The organism is Micromonospora sp. WMMD712, from assembly GCF_029581295.1.
Taxonomy (GTDB): Bacteria; Actinomycetota; Actinomycetes; order Mycobacteriales; family Micromonosporaceae; genus Micromonospora; species Micromonospora carbonacea.
On record NZ_CP120743.1, the window covers coordinates 1364131 to 1388165 of the forward strand.

Consider the following 24035-nt stretch of genomic DNA (forward strand, 5'->3'; position numbering starts at 1 on the left):
TGGTCCCTTCTGCTTGGTTGTTGTGCGTTAGCTGGCGGTTGTCGCGGTCGGTGGTGCCGTCGGCGCGTCCTCGATCTCCACCACCTCCTCTCCGGCCGGCCGGTCGGGTGGCGGCCGGAACAGCCGCCACGTCGCGTACGCGCAGTACGCGGCGGTCGCCGCCACCAGCGCGTACGCGACGCGCAGGGCGGTGGTGAAGTCGTCGCCGGCCTCGGCGGCGACCCGGGCGATGTCGTCGGTCGGCTGGCCGGTCAGGGCCAGCACCGAGACCACCACCGCGCCGAGGACGGCGACGCCGAGGTTGGTGCCGATCTGCCGGGAGGCGCTGGTGATGGCGCTGGCCACCCCGGCCCGCTCGCGGGGCAGGCTGTTCACGGCCGTGTTGGTGGCCGGCGGGTTGACCAGGCCCATGCCCGCCCCGAGCAGGAGGTAGCCGACGAGCAGCGGGGCCAGGCCCGCGTCGGCGGTGACGGTCAGGGCGAGCAGGGTCATCGACGCCACGAACGACAGGTGCCCGACGGTGGCGGGCAGCCGGCCGCCGTGCCGGCCGACGATCCGGCCGGAGACGTTGGCGAGCACGAGCGTGCCGAGGGTGGTGGGCAGGGTGAGCAGGCCGGTGGCCAGCGGGCTGAACCCGCGCACCTGTTGCAGGTAGAACGTGTTGACGAAGGTGAACCCGCCCAGCGCCAGGTAGGCCACGACCGCGGTGAGCACCGCGCCGCGCAGCGCCGGGATCGCCAGGTGGCGCGGGTCGAGCACCGGGTCGGGGCGGCGGCGGGCCGCCGGAACGTACCCGACGGCGGCCGCCACCGCCACGGCCACCGCGACCAGGACGGGCCCGGTCAGCCAGCCCCGGCTCGGGCCGTCGATCAGCGCGAACGTGAAGCCGACCAGCACCAGGGCGGCCAGGGTGTTGCCCAGCCCGTCGAGGCGGCGGGGCGGGCCGTCGACGACGCCCGGCGGCAGCAGCCGGGTGCCCGCGTAGAGCACCGCCGCGCCGGCCACGCTGACGGCGAAGAGGCTGCGCCAGCCGGCGGCCTGCACCAGCACCCCGCCGACCAGGGGCCCGCAGGCGGCGGAGACCCCGGCCGTCGCGCTCCAGGTGCCCAGCGCCCGGCCGCGCCGCAGCGCGTCGGGGAACAGGTTGGCGATGAGGGCGAGGGCGGGCGGGGCCATCAGCGCGCCCCCGACGCCCTGCACGCCGCGGGCGGCGGTCAGGGCGGGCGCGTGCGGGGCCGCCCCGCACAGCAGCGACCCCGCGACGAACACCAGCAGCCCGACCCGGAACATCCGCCGCCGCCCGTACCGGTCGGCGACCGCCCCGCACAGCAGGGTGAGGCTGGCCCGCACCAGCGCGTTGCTGGTCGCCACCCACTGGAGCTCGACCGTGCTCAGCCGCAGGTCGCGCTGCACCGACGGCAGGGCCAGGTTCAGCGCCGCGCCGTCGAGGACGCCGAGGAACAGCGTCCCGCAGCAGACCAGCAGGGCGGCGCGGCTGCGCCAGGTGAGGGTCATCGCCGGCTCAGAGCTTCTCGTACACCGGCTTGTCGGCCCGCTTCTTCAGCACGCCGACCTCGATGGCCAGGTCGATCTGCTTCTCCAGGTTGGCGAAGACGGTGTCGTCCCACCCGTCGGCGTAGACGGGGGCGAGCCGGCCGGGCAGCAGCTCGATGGCCTTCTTCTCCCCGGCGGGGACGCCGTAGTCGGCGTGGTACTTCCCGATCAGGGCCGGGTCCTGCTTGATCAGCCGCCACGCCTCCAGGGTGAAGTCGACGTACGCCTTCGCGGTCTCCCGGTTGGCGGCCAGCCAGTCGCGGCGCACGGCGGTGCCGTTGAGGAACAGCGGGCTGCTGTCGCCGGTGCCCTTCTGCCACAGCTCGCCGACGGAGGCGAGCTGCCGGTTGCCGGCGGCGACGAGGCGGGTGGCGTTGGGCTCGATGGCGATGATCGCGTCGAGGTCGCCGCGCTCGTAGAGCGCGAGGTTGGCGATGGGCTGCCCGGTGAACAGCTTGAACTCGCGGTCGAAGCGGATGCCGTTGACCGCCGAGGCGAGCGCCGCCGCCCGGTAGGTGTCGCTGCTGGGCGGCTGCACGCCGACCTTCCTGCCCTTGAGGTCGGCGATGCTCTGGTACGGGCTGTCGGCCGGGACGATCCAGCGGCCGTGGTTCCACAGCGACGGCCCGACGATGACCACGTCGTGGCCGCTGGTGTTCACCTCGGTCGCGCCCAGCGGGCCGAACGCGTAGATGTCGAGCACGCCGGTGAGCAGCTGCTCCTGCCCCGCGCCGGGGCCGCCGCCGGCCTTGCGGTCGAGGCGGAGCCCGTGCTTGGCCTCAAGGCCGAACTGCTCGGCGACCGAGTCGCGGATCGCCCCCGCCGTGCCGGGGCTGCGGGGCTGCACCTTGGCGCCGCGGGTGCCGCCGCCACCGGCGGCGGCCGGCTCGTCGACGCCGCAGGCGGTCAGCAGGGTGGCCGCGCCGGCGCCGCCGGCGAGGAGCCCGGCGGCGCGCAGCAGGGATCGTCGGGTGAGGGGTGTCGTGGACACGGTGGTTCCTTCCAGGTGACTCAGGGGTGCCCCGGCTCGCGGGGTGAGGGCGGCGGGCCGGTGGCCGCGCCGGGGTGGGGCGGGTTCAGGTGGGGCGGCTCGGGGCGAGGCCGGCTCAGGTGAGGGCGGCGACGATGCGGCGGTGCACGTCGAACAGCTCGGGGTCCTCGGGGCTGCGGGGACGCGGGCGGTCGATGCGGTACTCCCGCACCACCTCGGCGGGGCGTCCACCGAGGACCACCACCCGGTCGGCGAGGAAGGCCGCCTCCAGCGCGTTGTGGGTGACCAGCAGGCCGGTGCGCGGGGCGCGCAGCCAGAGCTGCTGCAACAGCAGCCGCAGGCGGCGGGCGGTCAGCTCGTCCAGCGCGCTGAACGGCTCGTCGAGCAACAGCACCTCCGGGCGTACGACGAACGCGCGGGCCACGGCGACGCGCTGGCGCTGCCCGCCGGAGAGCACCGACGGGTACGAGCGGGCGTAGTCGGTCAGGCCGACGGCGGCGAGGATCGGCGCGACCTCGGCGGGGTCGACGCCGGCCGCGGTCGCGGCGAGCCGCACGTTGGTCTCGACGGAGGTCCAGTCCAGCAGGCGGGGCTGCTGGAACACCATGCCGAGGCGGGGCCGCCCGCCGCCGGTGGAGACGGTGCCCGCGTCGGGGCGTTCCAGGCCGGCGATCAGGTGCATCAGGGTCGTCTTGCCGGTGCCGGAGCCGCCGACGACGGCGACCAGCTCGTCGGGCGCGAGGGTGAGGGAGAAGTCGCGGAGGATCTGCTGCCGCTCGCCGGTGCGCCGGTCGGTGAACGCCTTGTCGACGCCGTCGAGGCTGATCCGGACGCTCATCGCAGCGCACCCCGCCGCCAGCGCACCGCGCGGCGCTCCAGGGTCTGCAGCAGCCCGTACTCGATGGCGGCCATGACGAGGGCGAAGGCGACGGTCCAGGCGAGCACGCCGGCCACGTTGTGCTGGGAGAACTCCAGGTTGAGCTGGTAGCCGACGCCGTCGGCGAGGCCGAAGATCTCCACCAGCACGATGACCTTCCACGCCATCGCGATGCCGAGGCGCGCCCCGGTGAACAGGTCGGGGACGATGGCGGGCAGCCACACGTACCGCAGCCGGGTCAGCGCGTCGAGGCGGTAGACGTGGGCCATCTCGCCCAGCGCCGGGTCGACCGAGCGGACGCCCTGCGCGACGTTGATGGTCAGCGCGGGGGCCGCCGCGAGCGCCACGGTGAGGATGGGGTTGAGCAGGCTCACCCCGAACCAGATGACGCACAGCAGGGCCTTGACCAGGCCGGGGGTGGCCAGTCCGATGAGGACGGCGGGCTCCAGGAAGCGGCGTAGCCACTCGCTGCGGCCCATCGCGATGCCGGCGGCGACGGACACGACGAACGCCGCCGCGAAGCCCAGCGCGACCCGGGTGAGGGTGACGCGCACGTTCTCCCACAGCGCGCCGCTGGCGGCGATGTCGACCAGGTTGCGGGCGACGTCGCCGAGGCCGGGGATCAACGCGCTGCCGGAGGCGTCGGCCATGAGCTGCCAGCCGGCCGCGAGCAGGCCGACGAGCAGCAGCGCGGGCAGCGGCCGGGTGAGGCGTCCCACGACGTCGCGGGCGGGCGGGCGGCCCGGCGGGGCGGGCGGGCGACCGCCGCCGAGCGCGACCTCCTCGGCGGCGACGGAGTGCGCGACGGTCATCGGGATCCCATCCTTCGGTACGGGGGCCGCGTCGTCCCCGACTGCGGCAGGTCGTTGACCAGCGCGTACGCGCCGGCCTTCGATTTCCTATCCTGCAGGTAGGTTTAGTAGGGTAGCAAGACGCGTCCCATCCATCGAGATGACGAATGTCGGGTAGCCGACAGTTGACTCGGCGTGACCGCCTGTCGACCGGGCGCCCCGGCGGCGATTGTCCGCCCAGGCGCGGACCTGCGCCCCCTCGCCCGTCCGTAGGGGATCCCCCGAGAAGGGTCCGGGGTGGCCGGCCCGCCGGTCCCGGGTTTTCTCCCCTGGCCGGCCGGGCGGCCCACTGCGAGCGTGGGCCCATGGCTTCGCTCTCCGTACGGCGCTGGCGTCAGCTCGCGCTGTGGCTGCACGTGACGACCTCGGTGGGCTGGATGGCGCAGGCCCTCGCGCTCTGCGTGCTGCTCACCACCAGCCTCACCACGCCCGACCGGGAGGTGGCCGTCGCCGCCACCTCCATGGCGCAGGTGCTCGACGGACGCCTGCTCGCGCCACTGGCCAACGCCTCGGCGTTCACCGGGTTCATGCTCGCCGCCGCGACCCCGTGGGGCTTCTTCCGCTACCGCTGGGTGCTGGTCAAGTTCGTGATCACCCTGGCCCAGCTCCACCTCGGGATCTTCGTCCTCGGCTCGGCGCTGGCCGACTCCGCCGCGGCGGCCAGCACGGGCGCGCGGGGACCCGCCGTGCCGCTGGCCGTCGGGTCGGCGCTGATGGCCGGCGCCATCGCCTTCCAGGCCTGGGTGTCCGTGGCCAAGCCCTGGTCGACGACCCGCTGGATGCCGGCGGACCGGCGGCAGGCCGCCGGGACCGCGCCGCGCTGGGTCTTCGTGGCCACCGTCGTCGGCGTGGCCGCCGACCTCGCCGCCGCCGCGCTGCTCGGCCACCCGGCGCCGCTGATCTCCCTGGTCGTCCTCGGCACGTGGCTGGTGCTGCGGCGACGGCAGAACCGCCCCGCCCTGGCCGGTACGACCGCGCGACCCGACGCCGTGCCGACGCCGGCACCGACGCAGGCCGGCGCGGGCCGGCGCTAGGAGATCTTGGAAGCAACGGGCCCCTGTGGGGGCCGGAATCTTCCAAGGTTCACACCGGATCCCGCTCTGAGACCGGCTTCAGACCCGCGCAGCCGATACGGACCGCCTCGGTTGCGTCGGGGCGGCTGGTCGCTGGACCGTCAGCCCCGCCCACAGGACGAAGATCTCCCGTCGGGCCACCGCCTCACCTTTAGCGTCGAGCTGGTAGCCGTCGAGCCAGATCCAGTGGTCGTAGGTCACCAGGTCGTGCCGCACCTTGATCAGGCGGAACATCATCGGATTCGTGAACTGGACGCTGCACGCGGCCGTGATGTGGAGGACGTCCCCGGCTCTCAGCTCGATCATCGGCGGAGGCCAAAGCGTCGCCACGCCCTGATCCGTGTCCGGGCCAACTCCAGCACGGGGCACCCGCCGGTCGGGCGGCAGGCGGAACACCGCCGATGCTTGTGCCAGTCGAGGGCACGCCAGGCATCCACGATCAGCGGGGGCAGCCGACGCACGGTCACCACCGAACCCCTAGCCACGGCCTGCCAGAGATCGGGAGCCGGCATACGGGACGAGACCGGGGCGAGCCACACCCCGCGCAGGTCCGGACAGGCGAAGCGGGTCCGCGAGCGGTCATCAATCCATGGCATCACAGGAGTTGCACGAAGACAACCCCCATAGGCGTTGCCTCACCCAGTTCTACTTGATGCACTACCCTGGGGCCATACCGTCAGATCGTGGAGCTGCTCGGGTTGGATGAGATCCGCGACTTGCTTGGCGGGATCAGCAAGCAGCGCGCCACGATCATCGTTGGCCGCAAGGGGTTCCCCGACCCCCTCGTCACCTTGAAGATGGGCCGCGTCTGGGATGGCGCGGCCGTCCGGGCCTGGATTGCGCACAACCGCCCCAGCCCAGCCGACGAGGACTGACCGGCACCATCAGCAGCCGCGCCCTCCCCCGCTTCGGAGGCGGGGTGCGTCGTACGTGACCTGCCGTCGAGTCGACCGACGCGGCCCACACCACGCAGAACTGCACGCCTACACCGTCGCCAGCAGCATGAGCCCCATGACGACGCCCATCGTGGCGTGGCAGAGGCCCTCGGCCCGCGCCCCGGCCGCCACCGGCCGGCCGGCGGGCACGTGGTCGCGCCAGGCCGGGGTCAGGCGTACGCCCCGGGCCGCCCACCAGCCCGCAGCGAGCAGCAGGTAACCGCCCAGGGCCAGGCTGACCAGCGGCGGCCACCAGCCCGCCGACGTGGCCCCGCCGTGCTGGCCGTGCGGCCCGGCGTGGCCGCCCGGCAGGCCGGTCATCCACACCATCGCCGCCGACGCGAGGGCGAAGTAGAAGGTGACTGCCCGCGAGCCGCGTGCCGCCGGGCGGCGGGCCGTCAACGCCGCGAACCAGAGCCCGGCCGGCACGAACAGGACGGCCCACACCGCCGACGGCACCCCGAGCGCCCACACCATCGCGGTCATCGCCACCCCCATGAGCAGGTGGACGCCCTCGGCGAGCCGGCCCCGGACGGCCCGGCCCGCCCCCGCCGATGCCAGGCCCACGAACCGGAACCCGTGGTAGGACGTCACGGCCACCAGGGCCAGCGTCATCGGCCATTGCAGCGCCGGGAACACCATGGGCTCGCTCCCCTCGTCCGACCGGTCCCGGGCCCGTGGGCAGGGGGTCAGGGCCGACGCTAGTCGGCGCGGACGCCGGCGTCTGTGCGCGAAGTTGCCCTCTCCGTCGGCACCCGCCGGGCCGGGTCGGGCGCGGCGTCGGCACCGGGTCGGACCTGACCGGGGCGCGGCGTCGGCATCGGGCCGGGCGGGCCCGGCCGATCTGCGCGAACGGCCGCCGCCGGCCGGGATCGGCCGTAGTCTGGCCCGTGCCGGCCGGCGGCACCCCTGCTCCGACCCGCGGCGGCACGACGCTGCGGTGACGGGGGACGTGAGGTCGACCATGGAGCTGAGGACCAGGCAGGCCGGGCGGCAGCAGGACGCCGTCGCGGCGCGGGTGGCCGGCAGGACCCCCGCGCGCGGGGAGCGGATCGAGATCCTGCGCCGCCCCGGCGGGCTGGCCCGCGCCGACGAGCCGGAGCGGGTGGCGACCCGCATCGACCGGCTGAGCCGCTACCACCCGGACGTGTGCCCGATCAACCCCGCGGCGATCCGGGCGGGTGACACCGACGCGGTGACGGCGGCGGGCGTCACCCTCGAACGCATCATCCAGTCCGACGACCTGCTCGGCGTGGCCTACCTCGAAGGCGGGGTCGTCGCCGCCCGCGCGGTGGGCCGGGTCAACATCCGCGACGGGCGGGGGCGGCTCACGGGCTACGGCACCGGCTCGATGGTGACCGCCGAACTGCTGCTGACCAACCACCACGTGCTGCCCGACGAGGACGTCGCCGCGCAGAGCGGCATCGAGTTCGACTACCAGGACGGCCCCGACGGGACCCCGCTGCCGCTGCGGGCGTTCGCCCTGGACCCGGGGCGCTTCTTCCTCGCCGACGCCGAGCTGGACTTCGCGCTGGTGGCGGTCGCGGGGGCACCGGCCGAGCTGGGCCCGTTCGGCTTCAACCGGCTGATCGAGTCCGAGGGCAAGGCCATCGTCGGCGACTTCGTGAGCATCGTGCAGCACCCGTGCGGGGGCAAGAAGCAGGTGGCGCTGCGCGAGAACCGGGTCGTCGACGTGGTCGACAGCTTCCTGCACTACGAGACCGACACCCAGCCCGGCTCGTCGGGCTCGCCCGTGTTCAACGACCAGTGGGAGGTCGTCGCGCTGCACCACGCCAGCACCCCCGCGCCGGGGCACGACGAGCTCGGCGGCATCGTCAACGAGGGGCTGCGCGTCAGCCGGCTGCTGGCCTTCCTGCGGCGGCAGTCCCTGCCCCCGGCGCGGCAGCTCCTGCTGGACGGGCTCTTCGCCACCGGCAGCACCCTGCCCTCGACCGGCCCGGCGGAGCAGCTTCCCGGCCCGGCCGGTCTCGCCCGGCCCGGCCCGGTCGCGCCGTTCGACGGCCACGCGCCCCGCCGCCCGGTCGCGCCGTTCGACGGCCACGCCGCCCGCCGCCCGGTCGGCCCGGCGGCGGGCGGGCCGACCGGCCTGGTGGCGGGCCCGCCCGCCGCGCGCGAGGCCGCCGGCGTCGACCCCGGCTACACGGACCGGGCGGGCTACGACCCGCTCTTCCTCGGCGGGGGCCATCCGGTGCCGCTGCCGGCCCTGGCCGCCGGCCAGGTGCCGCTGGCGGCGGTCAACCGGCAGGCCACCGCCGGGCCCCGGTACGTGCTGCCGTACCACCACTTCAGCGTCGTGCTGCACCGGCTGCGCCGGCTGGCGTTCTTCACCGCCGTCAACATCGACGGCAACACCAGCGTCCGCCTCAGGCGGGAGCCCGACCGGTGGACGCTCGACCCCCGGGTGGCCGCCGACGAGCAGACCGGGGAGGAGGTCTATGCCGCCAACCCGCTCGACCGCGGCCACCTCGTCCGCCGGCTCGACCCCGCGTGGGGCGCGTCGCGCGCCGTCGCCAAGGCCGCCAACGACGACACGTTCCACTTCACCAACTGCTCGCCGCAGCACGAGGACTTCAACCAGAACAAGACGACCTGGGCCGGGCTGGAGGACTACCTGCTGGAGAACGCCGACAACCTCGACCTGAGGGTCAGCGTCTTCACCGGCCCCGTCCTGGCCGACGACGACGACCCGTACCGGGGCGTGCAGCTGCCCCGGCAGTTCTGGAAGGTCGCCGCGATGGTCCGGGCGGACGGCGCGCTCTCCGCCACCGCGTACCTGCTCAGCCAGGCGGACCTGATCGCGGGCCTGGAGCTGGTGCCGGCGGCGTTCTCGTACGGCGCGTACCGGACGTACCAGGTGCCGGTGAACCGCGTCGAGGCCCTCACCCGGTTGTCGTTCGGGGCCCTGCGCGACGCCGATCCCCTCGCCCGGCTGGAGGGGACCGGTGTCCGGGAGATCGACGACCCGCGCCAGATCGTGCTCTGAGCCGCGCGGCCACCGGCGCGGACCCCGGGACGGCGCGCGGGTGTGTACGGTCGGGCGGTGACCGCGTCCCGGAGCATCGCAGACCCGATCAGCGCCGACCTGCCGCACCTCGACCCGACCCGGCCGACCGCGCAGCGGGTGGCCCACCTGCTCGGGCGGATGAGCCTGGCGGAGAAGGTCGGCCAGATGATGCAGCTCGACTCCCACGGTGACCTGGCCGACCACATCCTCGGCAAGCACGTCGGGTCCATCCTGCACACCTCCCCCGCGCGGGTGGTCGAGGCGCACGAGCTGACCGCCCGCACCCGGCTGCGCATCCCGCTGCTGGTCGGCGAGGACTGCATCCACGGGCACTCGTTCTTCCCCGGCGCGACGATCTTCCCGACCCAGCTCGGCATGGCCGCCAGCTGGTCGCCGGAGCTCGTCGAGCGGGTCGCCCGCGCCACCGCCGTCGAGGTCGCCCCGACCGGCGTGCACTGGACCTTCTCCCCCGTGCTGTGCATCGCGCGGGACCTGCGCTGGGGCCGGGTCGACGAGACGTTCGGCGAGGACCCGTTCCTGATCGGCGAGCTGGCCGCCGCGATGGTGCGCGGCTACCAGGGCGCGGACCTGGCCGACCCGACCGCCGTGCTGGCCACCGCCAAGCACTTCGCCGGCTACTCGGAGACCCAGGGCGGCCGGGACGCCACCGAGGCGGACCTGTCGCGGCGCAAGCTGCGCGCGTGGTTCCTGCCGCCGTTCGAGCGGGTGGCGCGCGAGGGGTGCCGCACGTTCATGCTCGGTTACCAGAGCACCGACGGCGTGCCGATCACCGTCAACGACTGGCTCCTGACCGACGTGCTGCGCGGCGAGTGGGGCTGGCCGGGCATGCTGGTCACCGACTGGGACAACGTGGGCCGGATGGTCTGGGAGCAGCGGGTGCAGCCCGACCACGCGCACGCCGCCGCCGCGGCCGTGCGGGCCGGCAACAACATGATCATGACGACCCCGCAGTTCTTCCAGGGCGCCCAGGAGGCGGTCGCGCGGGGCCTGCTGGTCGAGTCGGACCTCGACGACGCCGTCTCCCGCATCCTGGCCCTGAAGTTCGAGCTGGGCCTGTTCGAGGACCCCCGCCGCCCGGACGTCGCCCGGCAGCGGGCGGTGATCGGCAGCGCGCCGCACGCCGCGCTCAACCTGGAGGTCGCCCGCCGGTCGCTGGTGCTGCTGCGCAACGACGGGGTGCTCCCGCTCGCGGGCGGGTTCGCGGCCGACGCCGCCGGGCGGGCCCGGGGCGACGGCGGCCCGCCGCGCACGGTCGCGGTCGTCGGCCCGCTCGCCGACGACGCGCAGACCCAGCTCGGCGACTGGGCCGGCTCCTCCGGGCAGGCCGACTGGATGCGCGACGGCCAGCCCCGCGACATGATCACCACGGTCCTCGACGGGCTGCGCGACCACGTGCCCGACGGCTGGGCGGTCACCCACGCGCGCGGCGCCGACATCCTCACCATGGCCCCCGACCCCGAGGGGACGCTGTTCCCCGACGGCCAGCCCCGCCCGCAGGTCGTCCTGCCCTGCCCGCCGGACGCGGCGCTGATCGCCGAGGCGGTCGCCGCCGCCGAGCGGGCCGACTACGTCGTCGCGGTCGTCGGCGACCGCATCGAGCTGGTCGGCGAGGGGTGCAGCACCGCGACGCTCAACCTGGTCGGCGGGCAGATCGCCCTGCTGGACGCCCTCGCCGCGACCGGCACGCCGATGGTCGTCGTGCTGCTCGCGTCCAAGCCGCTGGTGCTGCCCGACTCGGCGCTCGACGCCGCCGCCCTGCTCTGGGCGGCCAACCCGGGCATGCGGGGCGGCCGGGCGGTCGCCGAGCTGCTGCTCGGCCTCGTCGAGCCCGCCGGGCGGCTGCCCATCTCGTTCGCCCGGCACGTCGGGCAGCAGCCCACCTACTACAACCAGATCCGTGGCCAGCACGGCTCCCGCTACGCCGACCTGACCCAGCGCCCCGCCTTCGCCTTCGGCGACGGCCTGTCCTACACGACCGTCGAGTACGCCGACCTGCGGGTCGCCCCGGGCGAGCTCGCGCCGACGGACACCGTCCGCGCCGAGGTCACCGTCCGCAACACCGGGACCCGGCCGGTCCTGGAGACCGTCCAGGCGTACGTCAGCGACGACGTCACCTCCGTGAGCTGGGCGGACAAGGAGCTCAAGGCGTTCCGGCAGGTGGCGCTGGAGCCGGGACAGGCCGCCACGGTGCGGATCGACGTCCCCGTCGCCGACTGCGCCATCGTCGACGGCCGGGGCGTGCGGGTGGTCGAGCCGGGCGACTTCACGCTGCTCGTCGGCCCGTCGTCGCGGGCGGAGACGCTGCTGCGGGCCCCGTTCACCGTCCGGGCGGCGGGCTGACCGCCGGGGCGGCCTAGCCGGCGTGCCGCTCGGCGCGGCGCAGCACCTCCGTGGCGGCGCGGACCACCGCCCGGTCCAGCAGCCGGCCCTGGGCGTCGGTCGCCACGCCGGATCCGTCGCGGGCGGCCCGGTCCAGCGCCTCGACCACCTCCCGGGCGGCGGCCACCTCCGCCGGGCCGGGCGTGAAGACGGCGTTGATGGTGGCGAGCTGGCCGGGGTGGATGGCGCTGCGCGCCCGGAACCCCTGGCGCAGCAGCGTCCGCGTGCCGGCCGCCAGCCGGTCCGGGTCGCGCAGCGTCGTCTCGACGGGGCCGACGGGCGCGACGATCCGCGCCCCGGCGGAGGCGACGACGACCTGCGAGCGGATCGGGGCGAGTTCGGCCCGGTCCGGCCCCGGTTGCAGGCCCAGCTCCCCCGCCAGGTCCGCCTCGCCGAGCCCGAGCCGGAGCACCCTCGGGGCGGCGGCGACCTGCGGGCAGGTGAGGACCCCCCGGGCGGTCTCGATCAGGGCGACGACCGCGAAGGTGGCCCCGGGCAGCCCGAGCCGGCGTTCCACCCCGGCCAGCGCCCGGTCGACCTCGGCCAGCAGCTCCGGTTCCGCCTTCGGCACCCACACCCCGGCCGCCGCCGCGGAGAGCACCGCGACGTCGGCGTCGACCTGGTCGCTGTTGATCCGTACCCAGGTCTCGGTGGTGGCCGGGGCGGCCAGCGCGGCGGCGACCGCCCGGCGGGCCTCGTCCTTGCGTGCCGGGGTGACGGCGTCCTCCAGGTCGAGCACGAGCGCGTCGGCGCCCCGGCCGGGGGCCTTGCGCAGCAGCTCCTCCCGGTCCCCGGGGACGTAGAGGTAGCTGCGGGCGACGGGGGACACGGCGCTACCGCCCGGCCCGGGGCACGTAGCGGCCCTGCGGGCTGCCGGTGACCTTGCCGTCGACGAGGACGTGCTCGCCCCGGACGAAGGTGTCGGTGACCCGGGCGGTCAGCTCGAAGCCCTCGAACGGCGTGTACTCCTGGGTGGACTCGGAGTCCGCGGCCCGGACCGTCCAGGTGTGGTCGTCGTCGACCAGGCAGAGGTCGGCGTCGTAGCCCTCGGCGACCGCGCCCTTGCCGGCCAGGCCGAAGCGACGGGCCGGGTTCCACGAGGTCAGCTCCGCGACCCGGGACAGCGGCAGGCCCCGGCGGCGGCCCTCGGTGAGCAGGCCGGGCAGCAGGTACTCGGCCCCGCCGAAGCCGGACTTGGCGACGAAGACGTCGTCGCGGGGCTCACCGAACTTGACCTCGTCCTTGCAGCAGGCGTGGTCGCTGACCACCCAGTCGACGTGCCCGTCGAGCAGGTGCCCCCAGAGCGCCTCGACGTCGGCGCGGGGACGCAGGGGCGGGTTGACCTTGCCGCCGAGACCGTGCGCGGTGGTGATGTCGGCCAGCAGGTGCCCGATGGTCACCTCGCGGCGGAAGTCGATGTGCGGGAACGCCTCGGCCATCCGCAGGGCCGCGTCGAGCGCCTTGGCCGAGGACAGGTGCAGCAGGTTGATGGTGGGCAGGCCCGTCTCGTGGGCCAGGTACGAGGCGATGGAGACGGCGAGCCCCTCGGAGTGCGGCGGCCGGGAGGCGTGGTACGCCTCCAGCCCGCGCAGCCGGCCCTCCTGCTCCACCTGCCGGGTGTAGGCGCTCATGATCTCGGCGGTCTCGCAGTGCAGCGACAGGGAGATCTGGTCGGCCAGCTCGGGGAAGCGTTCCCGGGCCGCCTGCACGCCGCGCATCACGAACTCGAAGTGGGCGTAGTCGTAGCGTTCGCCCTCGGGGATCATCAGGAACGAGTTCTGGTCGGCCGAGCGGCCGTGCAGGCCGTGCCCGCCGTAGAACATGAAGATCTTGAAGGAGGTCACCCCGAACCGGTCGACCAGGTCGGGCAGCTCGTCGATGTGCTCGCGCATCATCGGGGCCAGGTGGAAGCCGTAGTCGATGTGGGAGCGGCCGGCGCTGGCGGCGAGCACGTCGGGGAAGAAGTCCTCGTACCGGCCGCCCCGGTTGAGGTAGTACTGCCCGGTGCGCATGTAGGTCAGGGCGGTGGTGACGCCGCCCTGGGCGCTGGCGCGGCTCTCCGAGGCGGTGTCCTCGGCGAGCGGGTTGTAGATGCCCCAGTGCTGGTGGGCGTCGACGACGCCGGGGAAGGCCAGCTTCCCCTGCCCGTCGTGCACGGTCGCGGCGTCGGCCGGGTCGAGGCCCGGCGCGACCCGGGTGACCCTGCCGGCGGTGACGCCGATGTCCACCGTCTCGGTGTCGGGCCGGTCGTGCCGGACCAGGCGCACGTTGCGCAGCAGCAGGTCGAAGGTCGTCATGCGCTCACTCCTGTCGGGTGTCGGGTGTCGGGTGCCGCGGCGGCGGCGAGCAGGCCGGCCAGCCGCCGGACGTCGGGGGCGGTGTCGAGGGCGGCGATCTCCCGCTCGACGGATTCGGCGACGTCGGCGGGCAGCCGGCCGGCGACGTTGTGCCGGAACTTCAGGGCCAGCTCGGCGGTGGTCAGCGGGCGGGCCGGGCCGCCCCGGTTGGCCAGCACCTCCTCGGTCCACTCCCGGCCGTCGCGGGTGACCACGCGCAGCACGGCCGGGAACTGGTGCGGGAAGATCGCGTCGCAGCGCTCGTCGGGGACCACGTCGACGCGGGCCATCACGGCCCGGCGGGACTCCTCGACGGCGAGGGCGTCGGTGAAGTCGTCCGGACCGACGCCGAGCACCCCGCCGCCGTGCAGGCCGGCGGCGACCGCGTACGGGCCGCTGAACTGGGCCTCGTAGCCGGTGGTGGGGCGGCGCTTGCGGTCGATGGGCTGCCCGATGGTGCGGATGACCGGGGTGGGCACGCCGAGGGTCACCGCCTCCACGTCGGACGGGCGCACGCCGCGTCGGCGCAGCGCCAACGCCGCGTCGATGGCCGCGTGGGTGAAGTGGTTGGCCGGGTAGGGCTTGAAGAAGATGTCCGGCACCGCCCAGTCGACGCCCAGCCCCGTGGTGATCTCCGCCGGGTCGTACTCGCCGCGCAGGAACGCCTCGAAGAAGCCGAACCGGCCCTCCAGGACGGTGGGCGGGCCGGTGACGCCGTGCCGGGCCAGGGCCGCCGCGCTCACCGCCGAGTGCGCCGCCCAGCCGCAGTGGATCCGCTTGACGGTGCCGCCGGTGCGGTTGGCCTCGATCAGCCCGGCCGCCATCGAGGCGGCCACGCCCAACGCGTCGAGGGTGCGCCCGGCGTCCAGCCCGAACAGCCGGGCGGCGGCAACCGCCCCGCCGAGGGTGCCGCAGATGGAGGTGGCGTGCTGGCCGTGCTCGAAGAAGACCGAGTTGCCGGCGGCGCGGTCGTAGCCGGCCATGCCGAGCCGCACGCACACCTCCAGGCCCACCGCGACGGCGGCGACGGTCTCCCGGCCGGACGCACCGGTGAGCTCGGCGGCGGCGAGCGCGGCCGGCACCACCGACGCGCTCGGGTGCAGCACCGACGGCAGGTGGGTGTCGTCGTAGTCCAGCGAGTGCGCCAGCACCCCGTTGCCGAACGCGGCCAGCGCGGCGGGCACCGGGTCGGCGACCCCGATCGCCCGGGCCTGCCCCCGCCCGCCCTGCTCGCGGACGTACGCCAGGGCGGCCCGGCTGCTCGGCAGGTCGACGGCGGCCACGCAGAGCCCGACGACGTCGAGCACCCGCTGGCGGACGCTGTCGACGACGGCGGCGGGCAGCGCGGCGGCGGGCGTGTCGGCGGCGAACGCGGCCAGGGCCCGCCCGAGGGTCGGCTCAGCCACGGCCCACCACCGCCAGCGGACGCACCGGCGAGCCGGTGGCCCCGTACAGGGGCAGCGGGGCCAGCACGAAGGTGAACTCGTGCACCGCGTCGCGGGCGAGCTCCTCCAGCGCCATCGCCTCGATCAGGTAGACGCCGTGCTCGACCAGGAGGATCCGGTGCGCGGGCAGGCTGCTGTGGCCCTGGCCGGGGCGCAGGCACTCGAAGGCGATGGTGTCGGCCCCGGCGGCGTGCACGCCGTGCGCGGCGAGCCACCGCGCGCCGTCGGCGCCCACCCCGGGCACGCCCGAGTCGTGGCCGACGTAGCGGGTGCGGTCGGGGTCGTCGAAGTGCCGGCCCCAGCCGCTGCGGACGAGCACCACGTCGCCGGGCTCCACGGGGGTGCCCTGCCGGTCGACGGCGGCGTCCAGGTCGGCGGGGGTGATCTCGTAGCCGGCCGGGCAGTCGGGCCGGCCGAGGGCGGCGGGCACGTCGAGCAGGACGCCCCGGCGGACCATCGGCGCGACGGTGTGCACGCCGAGCTCGGTGAACCGCCCGCCGGACTGGGCGGCGGCGGCGTCCGCGCCGCCGTGCAGCAGCCCGTCGTGGGAGACGTGGGCGAGGGCGTCGACGTGCGTGCCGACGTGGGTGCCCATCACCAGCAGGTCGTTGGCCGCCGAGCCGCCGTCGGCGCGGACCATGTCACCGTGCCGGCGCGGCATGGTCAGCCAGAACGGCGGGTGGTTCGGCGACTGGGGCATGCCGATCGAGAGCAGCCGGCCGAGGTCGTAGATCTCGACTCCGGCGCGGACGGCGTCGAGCAGCCGGTCGGCGTGGCGGGCGGTGGTCGTCACGGTTCCTCACGTTTCAGCGGTTCGGCCACGCCGTCAGGCGACGATGTGGCGGGCTCGGAGATCGGCGATCTCGGCCGGGTCGCAGCCGAGCTCGTCGATCAGCAGGGATTCGGTGTCGGCCCCGAGGGCGCGCCCGGTGAAGCGGATCCGTCCGGGGGTCGCGGACATCCGCCACATCACGTTGTGCATCCGCACCGGCCCGAGGTCGGCGTCGTCGACGGTGGTGAGCATCTCGGTGGCCCGCACGTGCGGGTCCTCGACGATGTCGCGGGCGCTGTAGACGGGGGCGACGGCCGCACCGGCCTCGGCGAACGCGCGGCTGACCTCGTCGCGGGTGCGCTCGGCGATCCACCCGCCGACGTACGCGTCGAGCTCGTCGGCGTGCCCGGCGCGGCCGGCGCCGGTGCGGAACCAGGGCTCGTCGATGACCTCGGGGTGGCCGACCAGGCGCAGCACCCGTTCGGCGATGGCCTGGGCGCTGGTGGAGACGGCGACCCACGCCCCGTCGCTGGTGCGGTAGGTGTTGCGGGGCGCGTTGTTGACCGACCGGTTGCCGTTGCGCTGCTCGACGACGCCGAGCTGGTCGTAGACGGTCGGGCCGGGGCCGACCGCCGCCATGATCGGCTCCAGCAGGCTCAGGTCGACGACCTGCCCCTCGCCGGTGCGGTCGCGGTGACGCAGCGCCATCAGCACCGCCGAGGAGGCGGCGATGCCGCAGATGCTGTCGGCCAGGCCGAACGCGGGCAGGGTGGGCGGGCCGTCGGCCGCGCCGGTGAGGTGGGCGAAGCCGCTCATCGCCTCGGCGAGGGTGCCGAAGCCGGCGCGGGAGGCGTACGGGCCGGTCTGGCCGAAGCCGGTGATCCGGGCGATGACCAGGCCGGGGTTGACCGCGTGCAACTGCGCCGGGCCGATCCCCCAGCGCTCCAGCGTGCCGGGGCGGAAGTTCTCCACCAGCACGTCGGCGCGGGCGGCCAGGCGCAGCAGCAGCGCCGCGCCCTCCGGGGCGGACAGGCTCAGCCCGACGGTGCGCTTGTTGCGGGAGATCTCCTTCCACCACAGGGGATGGCCGTCCCTGGCCTTGCCGTGCCCGCGCATGCTGTCCCCGGCGGTCGGGTGCTCGATCTTCACGACGTCGGCGCCGAAGTCGCCGAGGATCTGGCAGCACAGCGGCCCGGCGAGGATCGTGGAGGCGTCCAGCACGCGCAGCCCGGCGAGCGGGCCGTCGGCGGGCGTGGTCGGTGTGGTCACGGCGATCACCCCTCTGCCCGGTCGGCCGGCGGGTGGTAGCCCAGCTCGGCGGAGATGTCGGCGGCCGCGGCGGCCACCAGCGCCCCGTGGTCGGCGCAGACCTGCCGGGTGAACCGGTCCTGCGGCCCGCACAGGGAGATGGAGCCGAAGACCTGGCCGGTGCCGTACCGGATGGCGGCGGCGACGCTGCCCGCGCCGTTCTGCCGCTCCCCGATGCTCACCGCGTAGCCCTGCCGGCGGATGTGGGCGAGCTCGGCGCGCAGCACGGCCGGGTCGGTGATGGTCGAGGGGGTGACCCGCTCCAGCGGCTGGGCCAGGTACTCGTCGAGCTCCACGGCGGGCAGCGCCGCGAGGATCGCCTTGGACGACGAGCCGGAGTGCAGCGGGTGGCTGGTGCCCAGGGACACCGACATGCGGACCTCGTGCGGCGAGAGCACCTGGTCGATGTAGACCCGGATCGAGCCCTGCCGCACCGACAGGGTGGCGGTCTCGCCGGTACGGCGGACCAGCCGGACCAGGTAACGGCGGGCGATCTCCGGGACGTCCAGCGCGCGCAGGGCGGCCAGGCCCACCGCGAGCGCCCCGGCGCCGAGCCGGTAGCGCTTGGTGTCCTCGTCGAAGTCGAGGAACTCGTCGGCGGCCAGTTCCTTCAGGATCCGGTACGCGACCGCCTTCGGCAGCCCCAGCTCGCGGGCGATGGTGGACACCCCGAGGGTCTCCGGCGCCCGGGCGGCGATGATGTTGATGACGTCGAGGGCCCGGCCGAGGCCGGAGCGGACCCGCCGGTCATCGGGTGCGACGAGGGGGGTGGTGGTCATGTCTGTCCTCACTGTGGGCGGACGCGGGCGGAAGGGCAGGGCCGCCGGTCACGGGGGTGTTGCGGGGGTGCCCGGCGGCAATCCTCGCAACTGCCGCTGCCGTTCCACGGCGACGACGAGCGCCACCGAGGCGAGCACGACGACGCCGGCGAGCACCTGCCGGCCGGTGAGCCGCTCGTCGAGCACCACCATGCCCAGCAGCACCGCGATCACCGGGTTCACGTAGGCGTACGTGGCCACGAGTTGCAGGGGCGCGCGGCGCAGCAGCCAGGTGTAGACGCTGAACCCGACGACGGTGCAGACCAGCATCAGGTAGGTCCAGGCGACCCAGGATCGGCCGGTGACCTCGGCCGGGCGCAGCCGGTGCCACTCCCCGGCCGGCCACGCGGCCACCGCCACGGCCGCGCCGCCGGCGAGCATCTGCCAGCCGGTGCCGACCAGGTGGTCGGCCGGGGCGGGCAGCCGCTGGGTCAGCGTCGAGCCCGCCGCCCAGACCATCGTGGACGCCACGATCGTGGCGATGCCGGCCAGGTGCAGGCGCTGGTCCCCGGCGAGCACCAGCAGGGCCAGCCCGGCGAGTCCACCGAGGACCCCGACGACGGCCGCCGGCCGGGGGCGCTGGCCGCCGCCGACGCGGATCGTCAGCACCCACAGCGGCATCGCGGCGACGAGCAGCGAGGCCAGGCCGGACGACACGTACTGCTGGCCGACGGCGAGCAGCGCGCTGCCCGCCCCGACCATGAGCAGGCCGCCGGCCAGCACGCCGGGCCACCGGTCGCGGGGCAGGCGCACCCGGGCCGGGCCGCTGCGCGCCGCCACCACGGCGAGCACCAGGGCCCCGGCGGCGAGGAACCGGCCGGCGGTGGAGACCATCGGCGGCAGGCTCTCCAGGGCCACCCGGTTGCCCAGGTAGGTGGAGCCCCACAGCAGGTAGACCGCGCCGAGCCCGGCGGCGAGCGCGGCCGGTTCCACCGGTGCCGGGGCTGCCACCGCCGGGACCGCCACCGCGGCGGTGGGCTCAGCGCCGGACATGGGACCGGGTCACGGGGTCACCGCCGGGGCGTCGAGGTCGCACTGGGCGGCGACGGCGTCGGCGAACGCCTCGGGCTGCTCGTCGGAGACGAAGTCGGTGCCGCCGGGGATGGTGACCAGCGGGGCGTGCGGCAGGGCGGCCCGGACCACGGGCGTCATCCGGTCGACCAGGTCGTCGGCGCCGTGCAGCAGCACGGTCGGCACGGCGGCCAGGGCGGCCGTGTCCAGCCGGTGGTCGAAGACGGCCCGGTACGCGGTGGCGTAGTCCGGCCCGGTCATCAGGTACTCGGCGACCTGCCGGTCCGCCTCGTCGGGGCTGAGCCGGGGGTAGAGCCCCCAGACCCGGTCCCAGATCACCCGCAGGTGCGACCCGTCGCGGTCCGGCGTGTAGCCGGGGGCGTAGGTCGCCTTCTTGCGGGCGCGTTCGGCGTCGTCGTAGAGCGGCAGGCCCTGGAGGATGAGCCGGTGGACCCGGTGCGGGTCCCGCAGGGCGGCCTCCGCGGCGATCACCGCGCCGGTGTGCTGGCCGAGCAGGTGCACCCGGTCCAGGCCGAGGGCGTCGGCGGTCTGCCAGAGCGCGGCGGCGTACTGCGGGATGGTCCACGGCTGCGGCGGCGCGTCGGACATCCCGAAGCCGGGGGTGTCCACGGCGACGACGCGCAGCCCGCGCCGGGCCAGCGGGGCCAGCGCCAGGTCGTAGGTCGCCGACGACAGCGGCGACTGGTGCACGACGAGCAGGGCCGGGTGTCCCGGCGTCCCGGCGTGCCGGTAGTGGACCTGGCCCCAGGGCAGGTCGACGTAGCCGCGCGCGGCGCGGCCCCGCACCCGGGTCACCCGGTCACCGCCAGGGCGGCCATGACCTCGATGACGTGCCTGATGCCGTCGCGGTAGTCGTCGAGGCGGATGTTCTCGTTGGGCCCGTCCACCCCGGAGTCGGCGCGGGACACGCCGACGCCGACGATGGGCCGGGCGGCGAGGGCACCCTGGTTGCCGATCCACTGGGTGTACGGCTCGATCACGGGCTCGGTGCCGTAGGCCCGGCGGGCGGCGTCGGCGACCAGGGCCACGAACGGGTCGCGGTGGTCGGTCATGTTCGGCCGGCTGGTCGCCATCACCTCGATGTCGACGTCGCCGAAGCCGGTGGCGGCGAGATGGTCGCGGACGGCGGCGAGCACCCGCTGCGGGTCCTGGCCGGGCACCAGCCGGATCTCGACCTTCGCGGCGGCGGTGGCGGGGATGCCGAGGGTGACGTCGTCGCGCATGTCGCCGCCGGCGATGCCGGCGACGGTCAGCGTCGGCACGGTGCGGATCGCCACGGCGGCCTGCCGGTCGTCCAGCCCGCCGGTGAAGCCGCGCACGCCGGCCCGCTCACGCAGGAAGTCGCCGTCGAACTCCACCTCGGCGAGCAGGTCGCGTTCGGCGTCGGTGAGCGGGCGCACGTCGTCGGCGAAGCCGGGCACGGTGACCGTGCCGTCGGGGCGCTGCAACTGCGCCAGGGCGGCGGCGAGCCGGGCCGTCGCGGCGGGCAGCAGCGCGGTGTTCTGGCTGGTCAGGTCGCGGGGCAGGGTGCGGACGGTGAGCCGCAGGTAGAGCACGCCCTTCTCGGCGAGCTTGAGCAGCGGCCGGTCCTGCCCGTCGCGCCACGAGTTCTCCCACAGCGCCGCGTCGCTGTCGAGCCGGTCGGCGTACGCCGCGCAGAACGAGCCGAGGCCGGGGCTGTGCAGCCACTGCTTGCCCTCGAAGATGAACCGGCTGGTGACCGGCGGGGTCAGGCCCGCCAGCCGCCAGGCGGCGACCGCGTGGAGGCGCGACATCAACGCGCCCTTGTCGTCGGCGACGCCCCGGGCGTAGAGGCGGCCGTCGTGGATCTCGGCCGCGTACGGCGGGCTGATCCAGTCGGCGTCGTCGCCGGCCGGTTCGACCTCGACGTCGTAGTGGGTGAAGTGCAGCAGCCTGCGCCGCCCCGCGCCGGGGATCTCGGCCAGCACGTACGGGTGGGACTGCTCCCACTCGATGATCTCGGCCTGGCCGCCCCAGCGGTGCACGGAGTCGGCGATGAACCGGGCGGTGGCCGCCATCTGGTCGGGCTCCTGCCGGCGGCTGCGGATGCGGCAGAGCTGCTGGAGCTCGGCGACGAACTCGTCGAAGTGGGTGTCCACCGCGGCGAGCGCGGCGGCGGTGTCCGGGTGGGGCATGGGTTTCCTCCGCGGGGCTCAGTGGATGGTGACGCCGCCGTCGACGAAGACGGTCTGGCCGGTGACCATCGCGGCGGCGTCGCTGAGCAGGTAGGCGACGGCGTTGGCGACGTCGTCGGGGTGCGCCATCCGACCGAGCGGGATGGTGGCCAGCTTCTCGGCGAGGTACGCGGCGTCGCCGCGCACGTCGGTGGTCATGTCGGTGGGGACGATGGTCGGGCCGACCGCGTTGACCCGGATGGCGTCGCGCGCCCACTCCAGGGCCAGCACCCGGGTCAGGTGCAGCACGCCGGCCTTGCTGACGCAGTAGCCGACGGTGTTCAGCACGGCGATCTGCCCGTTGGTCGAGCCGAGGTTCACCACGGCGCCCCGGGCGGCGCGCAGCGCCGGGTACGCCGCCTGGCACATCCGGAACGTGCCGGTGAGGTTGACGTCCAGGACCGTGGTGAAGTCCTCCTCGGTCATCGTGGCCGCCGGTCCCCGGCGGACCACGCCGGCGTTGTTGACCAGCAGGTCGAGCCGGCCGTGCCGGTCGAGGACCCCGGCGACCAGGCCCGCGCAGGAGCGCGCCTGGCGGATGTCGACCCGGTGGCGGCTGTGCGGCCCGCCGGGGTCGTCGACGTCGGCCAGGTCGGCGTGGGCGACGACCGCGCCGCGGGCGGCGAGGGTGGCGGCGATCCGCGCGCCGATGCCCCGGGCCGCGCCGGTGACCAGGGCGACCCGGCCGTCGAGGCGGAAGGCGTCGCCGGTGCCGCTCATGCGCCGATCACCTTGGTGTCCTCGGCCCAGAAGGCGAGCCGGCGCTGCAACAGCCGGATGAGGAAGTGCGCGAGCAGGCCCATCACCGACAGCACCACCAGCACGGCGAACATGCCGGCGATGTCGAAGTTGTAGTTGGTCTGCAGCAGCAGGTAGCCCAGGCCCTCCTTCGCGCCGATGAACTCGCCGACGACCGCGCCGAGGATGGCGAAGACGATGCCGATGTCCAGGCCGGCGAAGATGAACGGCAGCGCGCTGGGCAGCCGCACCATCCGGAAGATCTGCGCCCGGCTGGCGCCGAAGACGGTGAGCATCTGGATCCGGTCGGCGTCGGCGGCCCGCAGCCCCTCGATGACGTTGACCAGCATGGGGAAGAACGAGATGACGGCGGCCATGACCACCTTGCTGGTGAGCCCGAAGCCGAACCAGAGCACGAACAGCGGCGCGAGGGCGACCTTGGGCACGGTCTGGAACGCCACGATGTACGGCATCAGGGTCGCCTCGACCACCTTGATCTGGGAGATGAAGGTGCCCAGCAGCACGGCCGCGCCGACGCCGATGGCGAAGCCGAGCAGCGCCTCCTGGGTGGTGACCCAGAAGTGGCCCCAGAACTGCTCGTCGGTGAGCTGCCGGTGCAGCGCCTCGACGATCTGGGACGGGCGGGGCAGCACGTACTCGTCGACGTCCAGCAGCCGGGTGCCGTACTCCCAGGCGAGCACGACCACGACGAAGACGGTGGGGACGAGCCAGAGCTGGGGACGTTCGCGCAGGTCGACCCGGCGTCGCCGGGTGGCCGTCGGCCCGGGGGCCGCGGCGGTGGTCTCCACTACCTCGGTGTCTGCCATGGCGGCACCTCCTCAGTCGATGACGCCGGCGGCGTTGAAGTGGCGGCGGATGCGGTCGACGTAGACGCCCGCCCGGTCCGAGGACATGACGCCCAGGTCGCGGGGCCGGTCCAGGTCGATGGTGAGGATCTCGGCGATCCGGCCGGGGCGGGGGCTGAGCACCACCACCCGGTCGGAGAGGAAGACCGCCTCCGGGATGGAGTGGGTGACCAGCACCGCGGTCTGCCCGCTCTCCCGCCAGATGCGCAGCAGCTCGACGTTCATGTACTCGCGGGTCATCGCGTCGAGCGCGCCGAACGGCTCGTCCATGAGCAGCACGGCGGGGTCGTGCACCAGCGCCCGGCAGATGCCGGCGCGCTGCTGCATGCCGCCGCTGAGCTCGTGCGGGTACTTCCGCTCGAAGCCGGTCAGGCCCACCATGTCCAGCAGCTCCTGGGCGCGGGCCCGGTGCCGGGCGGGATCCAGCTTCTGGATCTCCGCCGGCACCATGACGTTGTCGAAGATGGTGCGCCAGGGCAGCAGCGTGGGGGCCTGGAACACCATCCCGACCTCGCGGAGGGGGCGGACCACCTCGGTGCCGGCGATCCGCACCGTGCCGGCCGTCTTCGGGCTCAACCCGGCGAGGATCTTGAGCAGGGTGGTCTTGCCGCAACCCGACGGGCCAACGACCGAGATGAACTCGCCCCGGCGTACGGTCAGGTTGATGTCGCGCAGGGCCTGGGTCGGCGCCGACCGGCGCGGCCGGTACTGCTTGTCCAGGCCGGCGACCTCGATCCAGGAGTCCTCCGACACCGTTGCCGGCTGCTGCGTCCGGCGACCCATCGCCTTGATGGCCATCGAATTCCCTTCCGCGTCCGC

At 74.8% G+C, this 24035-nt stretch carries 22 protein-coding genes; 4 read left to right on the forward strand and 18 right to left on the reverse strand.

The window, feature by feature from the left end:
* Nucleotides 1-27: 27 nt before the first annotated feature.
* The 4 genes from O7633_RS05570 to O7633_RS05585 form a co-directional block, all read right to left on the reverse strand.
* Nucleotides 28-1515 (reverse strand): MFS transporter, encoded by a 1488-nt coding sequence (locus tag O7633_RS05570; RefSeq protein WP_282326511.1) that lies wholly within the window; start codon nt 1513-1515, stop codon nt 28-30.
* A gap of 7 nt (nt 1516-1522) precedes the next feature.
* Entirely contained in the window at nt 1523-2545 is a 1023-nt protein-coding gene (locus O7633_RS05575) for an ABC transporter substrate-binding protein (protein WP_278135909.1), read from the reverse strand.
* Between the two features lie 115 nt (nt 2546-2660).
* Nucleotides 2661-3383 (reverse strand): ATP-binding cassette domain-containing protein, encoded by a 723-nt coding sequence (locus tag O7633_RS05580; RefSeq protein ID WP_282326514.1) that lies wholly within the window; start codon nt 3381-3383, stop codon nt 2661-2663.
* Entirely contained in the window at nt 3380-4234 is an 855-nt protein-coding gene (locus O7633_RS05585) for an ABC transporter permease subunit (RefSeq protein ID WP_282326515.1), read from the reverse strand. The genes O7633_RS05580 and O7633_RS05585 overlap by 4 nt, the downstream gene beginning before the upstream one ends.
* A 344-nt stretch (nt 4235-4578) precedes the next feature.
* Between O7633_RS05585 and O7633_RS05590 the strand changes: the two genes are divergently transcribed.
* Nucleotides 4579-5307, forward strand: a complete 729-nt coding sequence (locus O7633_RS05590) for a hypothetical protein (RefSeq protein WP_282326517.1) — start codon at nt 4579-4581, stop codon at nt 5305-5307.
* Between the two features lie 78 nt (nt 5308-5385).
* On the opposite strand, the gene O7633_RS05595 is transcribed toward O7633_RS05590, so the two are convergent.
* On the reverse strand, nt 5386-5649 hold the full coding sequence (locus O7633_RS05595) for a hypothetical protein (protein WP_282328473.1): 264 nt from the start codon (nt 5647-5649) through the stop codon (nt 5386-5388).
* A gap of 380 nt (nt 5650-6029) precedes the next feature.
* Between O7633_RS05595 and O7633_RS05600 the strand changes: the two genes are divergently transcribed.
* A complete protein-coding gene (locus tag O7633_RS05600; RefSeq protein WP_282326519.1) occupies nt 6030-6221 on the forward strand; it encodes a hypothetical protein in 192 nt (63 codons plus the stop codon).
* Between the two features lie 108 nt (nt 6222-6329).
* Here the strand turns inward: O7633_RS05600 and O7633_RS05605 are convergent, their stop codons facing one another.
* The gene (locus O7633_RS05605; protein ID WP_282326521.1) at nt 6330-6923 is read right to left on the reverse strand and encodes a DUF5134 domain-containing protein; all 594 of its coding nucleotides are present in this window, start codon (nt 6921-6923) and stop codon (nt 6330-6332) included.
* A 322-nt stretch (nt 6924-7245) separates the two neighbouring features.
* Here O7633_RS05605 and O7633_RS05610 point away from each other — a divergent pair, with 322 nt between their 5' ends.
* A complete protein-coding gene (locus O7633_RS05610) occupies nt 7246-9285 on the forward strand; it encodes a DNA/RNA non-specific endonuclease (RefSeq protein ID WP_282326524.1) in 2040 nt (679 codons plus the stop codon).
* Between the two features lie 57 nt (nt 9286-9342).
* On the forward strand, nt 9343-11667 hold the full coding sequence (locus O7633_RS05615) for a glycoside hydrolase family 3 N-terminal domain-containing protein (protein ID WP_282326526.1): 2325 nt from the start codon (nt 9343-9345) through the stop codon (nt 11665-11667).
* A gap of 13 nt (nt 11668-11680) precedes the next feature.
* On the opposite strand, the gene O7633_RS05620 is transcribed toward O7633_RS05615, so the two are convergent.
* From O7633_RS05620 to O7633_RS05675, 12 genes are read right to left on the reverse strand one after another with little or no spacing between them, the layout of a single operon-like run.
* A complete protein-coding gene (locus O7633_RS05620) occupies nt 11681-12535 on the reverse strand; it encodes a CoA ester lyase (protein ID WP_282326528.1) in 855 nt (284 codons plus the stop codon).
* Between the two features lie 4 nt (nt 12536-12539).
* Nucleotides 12540-14003: a dihydroorotase family protein gene (locus O7633_RS05625; RefSeq protein WP_282326530.1), complete on the reverse strand. Its 1464-nt coding sequence runs from the start codon at nt 14001-14003 to the stop codon at nt 12540-12542.
* Nucleotides 14000-15448 (reverse strand): MmgE/PrpD family protein, encoded by a 1449-nt coding sequence (locus tag O7633_RS05630; protein ID WP_282326533.1) that lies wholly within the window; start codon nt 15446-15448, stop codon nt 14000-14002. The genes O7633_RS05625 and O7633_RS05630 overlap by 4 nt, the downstream gene beginning before the upstream one ends.
* Nucleotides 15441-16280 (reverse strand): cyclase family protein, encoded by an 840-nt coding sequence (locus O7633_RS05635; RefSeq protein ID WP_282326535.1) that lies wholly within the window; start codon nt 16278-16280, stop codon nt 15441-15443. The genes O7633_RS05630 and O7633_RS05635 overlap by 8 nt, the downstream gene beginning before the upstream one ends.
* A gap of 33 nt (nt 16281-16313) precedes the next feature.
* Entirely contained in the window at nt 16314-17528 is a 1215-nt protein-coding gene (locus O7633_RS05640; RefSeq protein ID WP_282326537.1) for a CoA transferase, read from the reverse strand.
* A gap of 5 nt (nt 17529-17533) precedes the next feature.
* Entirely contained in the window at nt 17534-18346 is an 813-nt protein-coding gene (locus tag O7633_RS05645; protein WP_278135923.1) for an IclR family transcriptional regulator, read from the reverse strand.
* A gap of 48 nt (nt 18347-18394) precedes the next feature.
* Nucleotides 18395-19336 carry an EamA family transporter gene (locus tag O7633_RS05650; RefSeq protein WP_282326539.1) on the reverse strand — a complete coding sequence of 314 codons (942 nt, stop codon included), beginning with the start codon at nt 19334-19336 and terminating at the stop codon, nt 18395-18397.
* 51 nt (nt 19337-19387) lie between these two features.
* Nucleotides 19388-20212 carry an alpha/beta fold hydrolase gene (locus tag O7633_RS05655; RefSeq protein ID WP_282326540.1) on the reverse strand — a complete coding sequence of 275 codons (825 nt, stop codon included), beginning with the start codon at nt 20210-20212 and terminating at the stop codon, nt 19388-19390.
* A complete protein-coding gene (locus tag O7633_RS05660; protein ID WP_282326542.1) occupies nt 20209-21573 on the reverse strand; it encodes a M20/M25/M40 family metallo-hydrolase in 1365 nt (454 codons plus the stop codon). Before O7633_RS05660 ends, O7633_RS05655 begins: the two co-directional genes overlap by 4 nt.
* Before the next feature lie 18 nt (nt 21574-21591).
* On the reverse strand, nt 21592-22332 hold the full coding sequence (locus O7633_RS05665; RefSeq protein ID WP_282326543.1) for an SDR family NAD(P)-dependent oxidoreductase: 741 nt from the start codon (nt 22330-22332) through the stop codon (nt 21592-21594).
* Nucleotides 22329-23177, reverse strand: a complete 849-nt coding sequence (locus O7633_RS05670) for an ABC transporter permease (RefSeq protein ID WP_282326545.1) — start codon at nt 23175-23177, stop codon at nt 22329-22331. Before O7633_RS05670 ends, O7633_RS05665 begins: the two co-directional genes overlap by 4 nt.
* A 12-nt stretch (nt 23178-23189) precedes the next feature.
* On the reverse strand, nt 23190-24014 hold the full coding sequence (locus tag O7633_RS05675; protein ID WP_282326547.1) for an ABC transporter ATP-binding protein: 825 nt from the start codon (nt 24012-24014) through the stop codon (nt 23190-23192).
* Nucleotides 24015-24035 lie beyond the last annotated feature (21 nt).